This window comes from Nocardioides sp. (assembly GCF_016462705.1).
GTDB lineage: Bacteria > Actinomycetota > Actinomycetes > Propionibacteriales > Nocardioidaceae > Nocardioides.
In genome coordinates, this window is record NZ_JAEMSS010000032.1 from 17,014 (window position 1) to 28,983 (window position 11,970).

Annotated in this window: 12 protein-coding genes and 1 riboswitch; of the genes, 10 read left to right on the top strand and 2 right to left on the bottom strand. The window is 72.2% G+C overall.

Annotated elements, in window-relative coordinates; translation table 11 throughout:
- The 3 genes from JHD21_RS06265 to JHD21_RS06275 are packed head-to-tail and all read left to right on the top strand — an operon-like array spanning position 1 to position 3,026.
- Positions 1-1,116 (top strand): diacylglycerol kinase, encoded by a 1,116-nt coding sequence (locus JHD21_RS06265; RefSeq protein ID WP_292672524.1) that lies wholly within the window; start codon positions 1-3, stop codon positions 1,114-1,116.
- Complete coding sequence (locus JHD21_RS06270; protein ID WP_292672525.1) at positions 1,113-1,919, top strand: SDR family oxidoreductase; 807 nt, start codon at positions 1,113-1,115, stop codon at positions 1,917-1,919. Before JHD21_RS06265 ends, JHD21_RS06270 begins: the two co-directional genes overlap by 4 nt.
- A 21-nt stretch (positions 1,920-1,940) precedes the next feature.
- Positions 1,941-3,026, top strand: coding sequence for an MBL fold metallo-hydrolase (locus JHD21_RS06275; RefSeq protein ID WP_292672527.1), 1,086 nt, complete (start codon positions 1,941-1,943; stop codon positions 3,024-3,026).
- Here JHD21_RS06275 and JHD21_RS06280 read toward each other — a convergent pair.
- Complete coding sequence (locus JHD21_RS06280; RefSeq protein ID WP_292672529.1) at positions 3,012-3,458, bottom strand: GNAT family N-acetyltransferase; 447 nt, start codon at positions 3,456-3,458, stop codon at positions 3,012-3,014. The two genes, JHD21_RS06275 and JHD21_RS06280, sit on opposite strands and share 15 nt — an antisense overlap.
- Before the next feature lie 24 nt (positions 3,459-3,482).
- Positions 3,483-4,388: an alpha/beta hydrolase gene (locus tag JHD21_RS06285; RefSeq protein ID WP_292672531.1), complete on the bottom strand. Its 906-nt coding sequence runs from the start codon at positions 4,386-4,388 to the stop codon at positions 3,483-3,485.
- A gap of 85 nt (positions 4,389-4,473) precedes the next feature.
- Here JHD21_RS06285 and JHD21_RS06290 point away from each other — a divergent pair, with 85 nt between their 5' ends.
- From JHD21_RS06290 to JHD21_RS06320, 7 genes are all read left to right on the top strand, one after another.
- Positions 4,474-5,058 (top strand): carboxymuconolactone decarboxylase family protein, encoded by a 585-nt coding sequence (locus JHD21_RS06290; RefSeq protein WP_292672533.1) that lies wholly within the window; start codon positions 4,474-4,476, stop codon positions 5,056-5,058.
- Entirely contained in the window at positions 5,055-5,942 is an 888-nt protein-coding gene (locus JHD21_RS06295; RefSeq protein ID WP_292672534.1) for an RNA polymerase sigma-70 factor, read from the top strand. The genes JHD21_RS06290 and JHD21_RS06295 overlap by 4 nt, the downstream gene beginning before the upstream one ends.
- Before the next feature lie 6 nt (positions 5,943-5,948).
- A riboswitch (TPP riboswitch) is annotated at positions 5,949-6,068 on the top strand.
- A complete protein-coding gene (locus tag JHD21_RS06300; RefSeq protein ID WP_292672536.1) occupies positions 6,061-7,122 on the top strand; it encodes a thiamine ABC transporter substrate-binding protein in 1,062 nt (353 codons plus the stop codon). It overlaps the preceding riboswitch by 8 nt.
- A gap of 15 nt (positions 7,123-7,137) precedes the next feature.
- Positions 7,138-8,775 (top strand): iron ABC transporter permease, encoded by a 1,638-nt coding sequence (locus JHD21_RS06305; RefSeq protein WP_292672538.1) that lies wholly within the window; start codon positions 7,138-7,140, stop codon positions 8,773-8,775.
- Complete coding sequence (locus tag JHD21_RS06310) at positions 8,775-9,779, top strand: ABC transporter ATP-binding protein (RefSeq protein WP_292672539.1); 1,005 nt, start codon at positions 8,775-8,777, stop codon at positions 9,777-9,779. Before JHD21_RS06305 ends, JHD21_RS06310 begins: the two co-directional genes overlap by 1 nt.
- A gap of 10 nt (positions 9,780-9,789) precedes the next feature.
- Positions 9,790-10,836, top strand: a complete 1,047-nt coding sequence (locus JHD21_RS06315; RefSeq protein WP_292672541.1) for a phosphatase PAP2 family protein — start codon at positions 9,790-9,792, stop codon at positions 10,834-10,836.
- A gap of 163 nt (positions 10,837-10,999) precedes the next feature.
- A partial coding sequence (locus JHD21_RS06320; RefSeq protein WP_292672542.1) for a hypothetical protein occupies positions 11,000-11,970 on the top strand: 971 nt, incomplete at its 3' end.

Below are 11,970 nucleotides of genomic sequence, written 5' to 3' on the forward strand. Positions count from 1 at the left end.
ATGTCCCAGGTCGTCCCCGACAAGCCCCTCCGCGTCGTCGTCTGGTCCACCGGAACCATCGGCCGGCACGCGATCGCCGGCATCGACGCCCATCCCGACATGGAGCTGGTCGGCGTCTGGGTCTCCAACCCCGACAAGGAGGGCAAGGACGCCGGCGTCCTCGCCGACCTCGGCCGCGAGCTCGGGATCAGGGCCACCAACGACCGGGACGCGCTGATCGCCCTGGCCCCGGACGCGATCGTGCACACCGCGATGGCCGACGACCGGGTCTTCGAGTGCATCGAGGACCTGATCTCGTTCGTCGAGGCTGGCATCAACGTCACCAGCAGCGGCCCGGTGCTCCTCCAGTGGCCGGAGAAGATCCTGCCGCCCGAGTTCCTGGCGCGGATCGAGGACGCGTGCGTCAAGGGCAACGCGTCCATGCACATCAACGGCATCGACCCGGGCTTCGCCAACGACATCCTGCCGCTGGTGATGACCTCGATCTCCCAGCGCATCGACGAGGTCCGGGTCATGGAGATCTGCGACTACTCGACCTACTACCAGCCCGTGGTCATGGGAGACATGTTCGGCTTCGGCCGGCCGATGGACTACAAGCCGTTCCTCTGGGAACCCGGCATCCTCACCATGGCCTGGGGCAGCGTCGTCCGGCAGATCGCGGCCGGCCTCGACATCACCCTCGACGAGCCGCTGACCGAGGACGTCGAGCGCCGCGCCGCGGAGCGGGACACCGACTCGGTGTCCGGCGACGTCAAGGCCGGGACGATGGGCTCGGTGCGCTTCCAGCTGATCGGCAAGGTGGACGGCGTGCCCCGCGTCGTCCTCGAGCACATCACCCGCACCGACGCCGAGTCCGACCCGGACTGGGAGACGCCGCCCGCGGGCCACGACGGCTGCTACCGGATCAAGATCACCGGCGAGCCGATGATGAACGTCGACTTCACCCACCACGGCGAGCACGGCGACCACAACGTCAGCGGCATGATCACCACCGCCCAGCGGATCATCAACGCCCTGCCGGCGGTCGTCGCCGCGAAGCCGGGCCTCGTCACCGCCCTCGACCTGCCGCTGGTCACCGGCCGCGGGCTGGTCACCGGGTCGAGGAGCAGGGCATGACGATCCTCGACAGCTTCGCGGTCCCCGGGCAGGTCGCGATCGTCACCGGCGCCGGCCGCGGGCTGGGGGCCGCGACCGCGGTGGCGCTGGCCGAGGCCGGCTCCGACGTGCTCATCTCGGCGCGGACCGCCGACCAGCTCGCCGAGGTCGCCGCGAGGATCGAGGCCGTCGGCCGGCGGGTGGTCGTCGTGCCCGCCGACCTCAGCGACCTCGACGCGGTCGCGGGGCTGGCGCAGACGGCGTACGACGAGCTGGGCCGGATCGACACCGTGGTCAACAACGTCGGCGGGACGTTCCCTCGAGGCTTCCTCGAGACCAGTCCGCGCTTCCTCACCGAGGCGTTCAGCTTCAACGTCGCGACCGCGCACGCGCTCACCCGCGCCGCCGTGCCGCTCATGCTGAAGAGCGGGGACGGGCAGCAGTCGGTGGTCACCATCAGCTCGATGATGGGACGCACGGCCGACCGGGGCTACGTCGCCTACGGCACCGCCAAGGCCGCGCTCGCGCACTGGACCCGGCTCGCCGCCGTCGACCTGGCGCCCAGGATCCGGGTCAACGGCATCTACGTCGGGTCGATCATGACCAGCGCCCTGGAGTTCGTGGCCGGCCAGCCGGAGATGATGAACCAGATGGAGACGAAGACCCCGCTCGGCCGGGTGGGCGACCCGGACGACATCGCCGCGGCCGTCCTCTACCTGGCCTCGGCGGCCGGGAAGTACGTGACCGGGAAGCTGCTCGAGGTCGACGGGGGAATCCAGCAGCCGAACCTCGATCTCGGGATGCCGGACATCACCGCCGGGTAGCCGAGCCCTAGGCTCAGATAGATGACCGCGTCAACTTCCTCGCACGGCACGCCCACGGCGTTCGCCGTCTCTCCCGACTCGGGCGAGCACTGGACCGCCGAGGGAGCCTGGGAGGTGTCGCCCGGGATCCACCGGATCCCACTGCCGCTGCCCATGGACGGGCTGAAGGCGATCAACGTCTACGTCATCACCACCGACGACGGCCTGGTCCTCATCGACGGCGGCTGGTCGATCCCGGTGGCTCGCGACCTCCTCGACCGGTGCCTGCGCGACATCGGTGCCGGCTTCGGCGACATCCGGCGGTTCCTGGTCACCCACGTGCACCGCGACCACTACACGCTCGCCCGGGTGCTCAGCAAGGAGCTCGGCGTCGACGTGGCGCTCGGCCGGGGGGAGGAGCGGGCGATGGACGCGCTCAACGACCTCGACGCGCTCACCGAGAACCCGTTCGCGTCGCTCCTGCGCACGGCGGGGGCGCACGACATCGCGGAGATCTGGAACCGAGGGCACCAGCAGAACGGCGAGCGGCCCGACCCCGAGTGGTGGGAGTACCCCGACTCCTGGCTCGACCGGGACCACGACATCCCGCTCGGCCCGGTGACGCTGAACGCCGTGGAGACCCCCGGCCACACCCCCGGTCACTACGTCTTCGCCGAACAGGCCGCGGGCCTGATGTTCACCGGAGACCACGTGCTGCCGACGATCACCCCGTCGATCGGGTTCACGTTCCCGGCCGAGCCGCAGCCGCTCGGTGACTTCATGGCGTCGCTGACGAAGGTCCGGGGCCTCCCGGACCTCAAGGTCCTCCCGGCCCACGGTCCCGTGGCGCCGTCGACGCACGCCCGCGTGGACGAGCTGCTCGCCTTCCACGACCACCGGCTCGAGCTCTGCCTGGCGGGCCTGGGGCCGGAGCCGGTGTGTGCCGCGGACGTCGGCAAGACCCTGGGCTGGACCCGGCACGAGACGCCGTACGAGCAGCTCGACGAGTTCGCGCGGGGCATGGCCGCCATGGAGACCAAGGCCCACCTCGACCTGCTGGTCGCGAGGGGCGAGGCCTCCCGCCGAACGGACGCGGACGGCGTGGTCTGGTACTCAGCTCTCGCCTGAGCCGGAACGCCGACGCATCGGCACGTGCGGGATGCCGTCCTCGAGGAACTCGTCGCCGTCGACCTCGAACCCGAGGGACGCGTACCAGCCGGTCAGCGGCGACTGGGCGTCGAGCACGACGTCCCGGTCGGGGCACACCTCGAGAGCGGTCCCCATGAGCGGATCCGCGAGGCCCCGGCCGCGCACCGAGGGGTCGAGGACGACGCGGCCGATGCGCCACACGGCGCTGTCGTCCAGGACCCGGGCGTAGCCCACCAGCCGGTCGTCGTCGTCGGTCACCAGGACGTGCCGGGTCCCGGGCTCGGGGTCCCGGCCGTCGAGGTCGGGGTAGGGGCACTCCTGCTCGACGACGAACACCTGCTGCCGCAGCCGACAGACGTCGTAGACGCGTGCCGGGCCGAGCTGGGCGAAGGGCACCGCCTCGACCCTCACGGCTCGACCCTCACGGCTCGACCCTCATCGCAGGAACTCCAGGGTCGTCCACCAGGCCTGCTTGGCCTCGGGGATGAACGGCAGCAGCGGATACACGTGCAGCAGGCCGGGCTGCTCGACGTAGGTGAGGTCCCAGCCCGCCGCCACGGCCCGGCGGGCGAGGAGCCGGCAGCCGGGCATCAGGGTGTCGCGGGTGCCCGAGAACATCAGGGCCCGGGGGAGACCACCCAGGTCGGCCAGGGCCGGAGACACCTCGGGCCGGCCGAGGTCCTCGCCGGAGCCGGCCCACCACTCGGCGTACGCGTGCATCTTGCCGATGAACAGCCACGGGTCCTCGAGGGTGACGACCGCGGTCTCCGGTGTGCTGGTGGTGAGGTCGACCCACGGCGCGTGCAGCAGCAGGTGGCTGGGCTGCGGGCCGCCGCGGTCGCGGACGGTGAGTGCGGCCGCGAGCGCGATGCCGCCGCCGGCCGAGTCGCCGACGACGACCACCCGCTCGGAGGTCTCGGCCGCGCGCTGGACGAGCCGGACGACGTCCTCGTGGGAGTCCCGCCAGGTGTGCTCGGGGGTGAGCGGGTAGTCGGGCATGACGACCTGCGCGTCGAGCGCGGTGGCCAGCCGGGCGGCGTACTTGACCTGGTAGGGGTCGATCGGCGCCACGAAGCCGCCGCCGTGGACGTAGACCACCACCCGGTCCGGGGAGGCGCCGCGCTCGGAGAGCGTGTAGCAGGGGAACCCCCCGGGCAGCTGCTCCTCCGTGACCCGGAAGCGCTGGTGGAAGCGACGGACGGCGCTGGTCGGGAAGCCCCGGTCGAGGGTCGTGTGCCAGCGCTCGAGCCGGGCCCGCTCGACCTCGACGTCGTCGAGGTCGCGCGACCGGCGCAGCCGGGGCACGGCGTAGGCCAGCAGCTCGTGTCGTCGGCTGGGCATGGCGCCGAGAGTGCCACACGGGTGTCACACCTCGGTGGGCGCCGGTGTCTCGAGGGCGTACCACCGACGACACGAGGAGGACCTCATGCCCAGCACCAGCACCTTCCGCATTCCCAAGGCCCCGGTGACCGGCCTGTACGGCTGGTTCATGACGCAGTACGCCATGCGCCGGCTCGGCGGCGAGTTCCCCGACAACGGCTACGTCTACTTCCACCACAAGCGGGTGCTCAAGGACGTGCTCGGGTTCGAGAACAAGGTCGCGAAGTGGGGCGCGCTCGACCCCCTTCTCAAGTCCTACGCGCAGCTGGCGAGCGCCGGCGTCATCGGCTGCTCGTGGTGCCTCGACTTCGGCTACTTCATGGCGCACAACGACGGCCTCGACCTGGCCAAGGTCCGCGAGGTCCCGCGCTGGCGCGAGTCGGAGGTGTTCACCCCGCTCGAGCGGGACGTCCTCGAGTACGCCGAGGCCATGTCCGCCACGCCGCCCGTCGTCACCGACTGGATGGTCGAGAAGCTGATCGACCAGCTCGGTGTGCCCGCGGTCGTCGAGCTGACCCAGATGGTCGCGCTCGAGAACATGCGGTCCCGCTTCAACTCGGCCGCCGGCCTGCAGAGCCAGGGCTACTCCGACGTGTGCGAGCTCCCGCTCGCCGTACCCTCGGCGACGTGAGCCAGGAGCCGGGCGACGCGACAGAGGCGTTCGTCGCGCACCGCAACCTGCTCTTCACCGTCGCCTACGAGATGCTCGGCTCCGCCGCCGACGCCGAGGACGTGCTGCAGGAGGTCTGGTTGCGGTGGGCGGACGTCGAGCACGCCGAGGTGCGGGAGCCGCGTGCCTACCTGGTCCGGATCACCACCCGGCTCGCGCTGAACCGGATCCGCACGCTGGCCCGGCGCCGCGAGTCGTACGTCGGGCCGTGGCTCCCGGAGCCGCTGCTCACCTCGCCGGACGTGGCCGAGGACGTCGAGCTGGCCGACTCGGTCTCGACGGCGATGCTGCTGGTGCTGGAGACCCTGACGCCGACCGAGCGGGCGGTGTTCGTGCTGCGCGAGGTGTTCGACCTGCCCTACGACGAGATCGCGGCGGCCGTCGACAAGACCGCACCCGCGGTCCGGCAGATCGCGCACCGGGCCCGCAGCCACGTGGAGGCGCGCCGCCCCCGTGAGGTGGTCAGCGAGCAGGACCGGGCCGCGGTGGTCGAGCGGTTCATGGCCGCGGTCGCGACCGGCGACCTCCAGGGGCTGATGGACGTCCTGTCGCCGGACGTCGTCCTCATCACCGACGGCGGCGGCAAGAAGCAGGCCGCGCTCCGCCCGATCCACGGCGTCGAGAAGGTGCTGCGGTTCTTCGCCGGCGTCATGCCCACCGACGGCTCCGCGAGCGCGGCGCCCACGCTGGTCAACGGCTCGACGGGCCTTCGGCTGCTGCTCGGTGACGAGCTCGACACCATCGCCACCATGCGCGTGGACGGCGGCCGGGTGACCGCCCTCTACCTGGTGCGCAACCCCGACAAGCTCGGACGCGTGGACGAGGCGGTCGGCCTGGCGCGCTAGTCTTCCGGCACAAGACAGGGGAGCGCCCGGGCCGTGAGGCGATGGCGCTGAGAGTGCGGAGAAGCCGCAGACCCTCCGAACCTGATCCGGTTAGCACCGGCGATAGGGAGTCACCCCGATGCGACGCGTTCTCGTCCTGCCAGCCCTGCTCAGCCTGGCCCTCACCTCCTGCTCGCTCGTCGGCGGTGACGACGAGCCGGAGGCCTCGGACACCGGTGGGTCGGCCCCGTCCGAGGTCGTGCTGGTCACCCACGAGTCGTTCGTGATGAGCGACGAGCTCGTCGCGCAGTTCGAGGACGAGTCGGGGTTCGACCTCGAGCTCAAGGCGTCCGGGGACGCCGGCGCGCTCACCAACAAGCTGGTGCTCACCAAGGACAACCCGACCGGCGATGCGGTCTTCGGGATCGACAACACCTTCGGCAGCCGCGCCATCGACGAGGGCGTGCTGGCGGCGCACGACGCAGCACTGCCGGACGGCGCCGAGGCCTTCGCGCTCGAGGGCGACGACGCCGGGATGCTCACGCCGGTCGACACGGGCAACGTCTGCGTCAACGTGGACGACACCTGGTTCGCCGACAAGGGTGTGGAGCCGCCCGCCACCCTCGAGGACCTGACGAAGCCGGCGTACGAGGACCTGTTCGTCACCCCCGGTGCGACCACCAGCTCGCCCGGCCTGGCGTTCCTGCTGGCCACGATCGCCGAGTACGGCGACGACTGGCCGGACTACTGGACTCGCCTGCTCGACAACGGCGCCAAGCTCACCGAGGGCTGGACCGACGCCTACCAGGTCGACTTCACCCAGGGCGGCGGCGGAGGTGACCGGCCGATCGTGCTGTCCTACGACTCCTCGCCGGCATTCACCGTGGACGGCGAGGGCGGCACCACCACGAGCGCGCTCCTCGAGACCTGCTTCCGGCAGGTGGAGTACGCCGGGGTGCTGGCCGGCGCCGACAACCCCGAGGGTGCTGAGGCGCTGGTCGACTTCCTGGTGGGCCCGGATTTCCAGGCCGCGCTCCCGGAGGCGATGTACGTGTTCCCGGTCGACCCCGCCGCGCCACTCCCGGCGGAGTGGGCGGAGTTCGCCGTGCAGCCCGAGGAGCCCTACACCGTCGACCCGGCGGAGGTCGCAGCCAACCGGGACGCATGGCTGACCGAGTGGAGCGACCTCATCTCGCGATGACCCGATGACGACACCATGACGCGCAGGCTCCTGGTCCTCGCCGGGCTGGCCCTCGGGCCGGTCCTGGTGCTGGGTGTCTTCTTCGTGCTGCCGGTCAGCGGGATGCTGGCGCAGGGGCTCTGGCCCGACGGCCGGTTCGACCCGGGCGCGGTCCTCGACGTGCTGACCCGGCCGCGCACGCGTCGGGTCGTCTGGTTCACCATCTGGTCGGCCGGACTGGCCACGGTGGCGTCGGTCGCACTGGGACTGCCCGCGGCGTACGCCCTGCACCGGCTTCGCTTCCGGGGACGCGGGCTGATCCGGGCCGCCCTGCTGGTGCCGTTCGTGCTGCCGACCGTGGTGGTCGGGGTCGCGTTCCGGCAGCTGCTCGGCGAGGCGGGTCCGCTCGGCTTCCTCGGGCTCGACGGGTCGCCGGTGGCCATCGTCGCCGGGCTCGCCTTCTTCAACGTCGCCGTCGTGATCCGGGCGGTCGGGGCGAGCTGGGAGTCCCTCGACGTCCGGCCCGCCGAGGCCGCAGCGGTCCTCGGGGCATCCCCGCGACAGGTGTTCCGCACGGTAACGCTGCCGGCACTGGGGCCCGCGCTGGTCTCGGCGTCGAGCGTGGTGTTCCTGTTCTGCGCGACGTCGTTCGGCATCGTGCTCACGCTCGGCGGGCTGCGCTACTCCTCGGTCGAGACCGAGATCTACCGACTGACCACCCAGCAGCTCGACCTCCAGGCCGCGGCCGCGCTCTCGGTCGTGCAGCTCGTCGCGGTGACCGTGCTGCTCGCGCTCGCCGCCCGGCTCCGCGCGACCGCCGACCCCGGGGTGTCCCGCCAGGTCGCCCGGCCGCGCCGCCCCCGCCGCGAGGACGTGCCGCAGCTCGCCGCGACCGCCGGGCTGCTGCTGCTGGTGGCGGCGCCGATCGCGTCGCTGGTCGTCGGCAGCCTCCGGGTCGGCGACTCCTGGGGCCTGGCCAACTACCGCGGCCTGTCCGACGCCGAGTCCGGCACGGCGCTGCTGGTGCCGGTGACCGACGCCCTGGTCACCTCGCTGCGGACCGCCGTCGACGCGACGTGGATGGCGCTCCTGCTCGGCGGGCTGGTCGCGGTGATCGTGACCCGGCGCTCGCGGTCGTCGACCGAACGCCGGGTGCGCGGCGCGCTGGACGGGTTCTTCATGCTGCCGCTGGGGGTGTCCGCGGTGACGCTGGGCTTCGGGTTCCTCATCACGCTCGACGAGCCGCCGCTGGCCCTGCGGGACTCCCCTCTGCTGGTCCCGGTCGCGCAGGCCCTGGTCGCGCTTCCGCTGGTGGTGCGCACCCTCGCGCCGGTGCTGGCCTCGGTCGACGACCGCCAGCGCCAGGCCGCTGCCTCGCTGGGTGCCGGGCCACTGCGGGTGCTGGCGACCGTCGACCTCCCGGTCGTGTGGAGGCCCCTGCTCGCTGCCGCGGGCTTCGCATTCGCCGTCTCGCTCGGCGAGTTCGGCGCGACCGCGTTCCTGGCCCGCGACGAGCACCCGACCCTGCCCGTGGTGATCTTCCAGCTCATCGGACGTCCCGGTGCCGAGAACTTCGGCATGGCGCTCGCGGCCTCGGTGCTGCTCGCGGCGACCACGGCGCTGGTGATGCTCGCGGTGGAGCGCCTGCGGGTGCCGTCGGTGGGGGCGTTCTGATGGGGCTCGAGGTCCGGCACCTCACGGTGGAGTACGACGGCGTCCCGGCCGTCGTGGACGCGACCGTCGACGTGCCGGACGGGTCCGTGCTCGCGGTGCTCGGGCCATCCGGCTGCGGCAAGTCGACCCTGCTGCGCGCGGTCGCCGGCCTCGAGCCGGCCACCGCCGGGTCGATCGCCTGGGACGGTCGTGACCTCGCCGGCGTACCGACCCACAAGCGCGGGTTCGCGCTGATGTTCCAGGACGGCCAGCTCTTCGGCCACCTGACCGTCGCCCGCAACGTCGGCTACCCGCTGCGCATCCGCCGCCACGGGCCGGGTCGCCAGGACGTAGACCGCCGGGTCGACGAGCTGCTGGCGCTGGTCGGGCTGGACGGGTACGGCGACCGGCTGCCCGCCACCCTGTCCGGCGGCGAGCGGCAGCGGGTCGCCCTGGCCCGGTCGCTGGCGGTCGACCCGCGCCTGCTGCTGCTGGACGAGCCGCTGTCCGCCCTGGACACCGGGCTCCGGGCCCGGCTGGCCGGCGACCTGCACGCGATCCTGCGGGCCGCGGGCACCACGGCCCTGCTGGTCACCCACGACCACGAGGAGGCGTTCGCGGTCGCGGACCGGATCGCGGTGATGCGCGCGGGCCGGATCGTGCAGCAGGGCGACATCGGCGAGGTCTGGCGAGCGCCCGTCGACGCCGAGACCGCGCTCTTCCTGGGCTACGCCCGGGTCCTGGACGGGGAGGCTGCCGCCCGGGTGGTGCCCGGGGCGACCGCAGTCGCCATCCGGCGCTCGGCGCTGCGGTTGGACGAGACCGGTGGCCTGACGGGCCGGGTCGTGTCCGCGCGGGTCACCCCGGAGCAGGTGCGGCTCGTCGTCGACGTCGACGGGATCGGCGCGCTCGACGCCGTGGCCCCGCTCGACCGGCACCCGGGGCCGGGCGACGCGGTCCGGCTTGCCGTGGATCACACCCGGACTGCGGCTATCCGGGGCGACGTCCCTGCGGCGGGTCCATAGACTCCTCCGGGTGTACCGCCGCGCCTATGCCCTGATGGTCGGCACGGCGCTGGTCATGGGCGGTCTCGCCGTGCTGTCGGCGTCGATCCTCGACAAGCGGCTGGCCGACCCGGAGGGCAGCTTCCTCGGGCCGTCGTACATCCGGCTGCCGCTGCTCCTGCTGGGCGCGCTGCTGCTGGACATGCTGCCGCGGACGCTCTGGTACTCCCGCCTCAACCCCAGGGCGATGCCCGGCATCGTCCGGGAGCGGTGGCGAACGCACTGGAACCGGGAGCGGTTCACCCTCGTCGCGCTCGGCATCATCTGCTTCTACATCGTCTACGTGAGCTACCGGAACCTGAAGTCGTTCCTTCCGTTCATCAACGAGACGATGTACGACCGCGAGCTCCACCTGATCGACCGGGCGCTGTTCTTCGGCCACGAGCCTGCGACCGTGATGCAGACCGTGCTCGGCACCGACGTCACCGCGCACGTGCTGTCCTACATCTACCTGGCGTTCCTCCCCATGGTCCCGCTGGGCGTGACCGCCTGGCTGGTGTGGTCACGCAACCTGTCGTTCGGCTACTGGTTCGTGACCTCGCAGTGCCTGGCGTGGAGTCTCGGCACAGGCTCCTACTACATGTTGCCGACCCTGGGGCCCGGCCTCGAGTACGTGTATCTCTACAACGACCTGGCCCGCACGCCGACCTCGGAGCTGATGGAGTCGCTCGTGAACGCCCGTCAGGGGGTCCGGCTCGAAGGGCTCGAGGGCCAGGTGCAGTCCGTCGCCGGGTTCGCCAGCCTGCACACCGCCATCACCCTGCTGCTCGCCCTGATGGTGCAGTACACGATCCGCTCCAAGATCGCGAAGTGGGTCGTGTGGGTCAACTTCGGACTCACCGTGGTCGCGACCCTCTACTTCGGCTGGCACTACGTCGCCGACGACCTCGCCGGCATCGTGATCGCGATGGTGAGCTTCTACGTCGGCGGCCTCGCGAGCGGGCAGAAGTTCGACCGGAAGCTGACGACCTCGCACCCGACGACGACCACCGCGGCGGTGCCGGTCAGCCGGGACTGACCCCGGATCTCGAGAACTACAACGTTGTAGTTCGCAAGGCGACACGCCGCGGCACTGCGAAAAATTTGTGAAAAGTGTTTCGGATGTGACGAAAGCGCACTAGCGTGCCTGGAGTGCCCCTGGTTGCCACCAGGGGCGTTTCCGAGCCGAAGGTGAGACGACCGTGCGCAGCCGGACCCCCGGGACCGTCGCTGGCTCCGTCCTCTGCACCGCCGTCGGGTCGACGCTGGCGCTGGTCCTGGCCCTCGTGGGACCCGCCGTGGCCGACGAGGCTGCCGATGACGGCGCGGTGCCGAGCGAGCAGGACGTCGCCGCCGCCGAGGCGGCGGTCCAGAGCAAGGCCTCGGCCGTGGAGTCGGTCCGGGCCCGCCTCGCCGTGGCCGAGCACCAGCTCGAGCAGACCGAGATCGCGGCGATCCAGGCCGCCGAGGCCTTCAACGCCGCCCGGTTCCGCGCCGAGGAGGCGGCCCAGGCCGCGCAGGCGGCCCAGCAGGCCTCCGACGAGGCCGACCGCGATCTCGCCGAGCAGCGCGAGGGCTATGCCGACGCGGTGAACACGTCCTACCAGCTCGGCCCGAGCCTGAGCCCGCTGGCCGCGCTGGCCAACGCCGACGGCGTGAGCGACGTCCTGGAGAGCTCGACGCTGATCGAGCAGGCGGCCGCCGCCATCGACGACACCTACGACACCTACGAGGCGACCTCGATCCTCGCCGAGTCCGCCGACGTCCGCGCCGACGAGGCTCTGGCCGAGGCAGCCGCCGCGAAGAGCGAGGCCAAGGGCGCCCGGGACGCGGCGGAGTCCGCGGCGCAGACCGCGGCAGCCGAGACCGAGGCCTATGCCGCCGAGCGCGACGGCCTCATCGCCGAGCTCGCGGAGCTCGAGGACATCAGCGTCGAGCTCGCCCGTGAGCGCCAGGAGGCGCTCGAGCAGGCGGCTGCGGAGGCCGCGGCGCTCGCGGCCCAGCAGGCGGCCCAGGAGGCGGCGGAGCAGGCGGCCCAGGAGGCGGCCCAGGAGGCGGCGGAGCAGGCGGCCCAGGAGGCTGCCGAGCAGGCCGCGCAGGACGCCGCCGACCAGGCCGCGCAGGAGGCTGCCCAGGACGCGGCCGACGAGGAGGAGCCGACGACGCCCTCCAC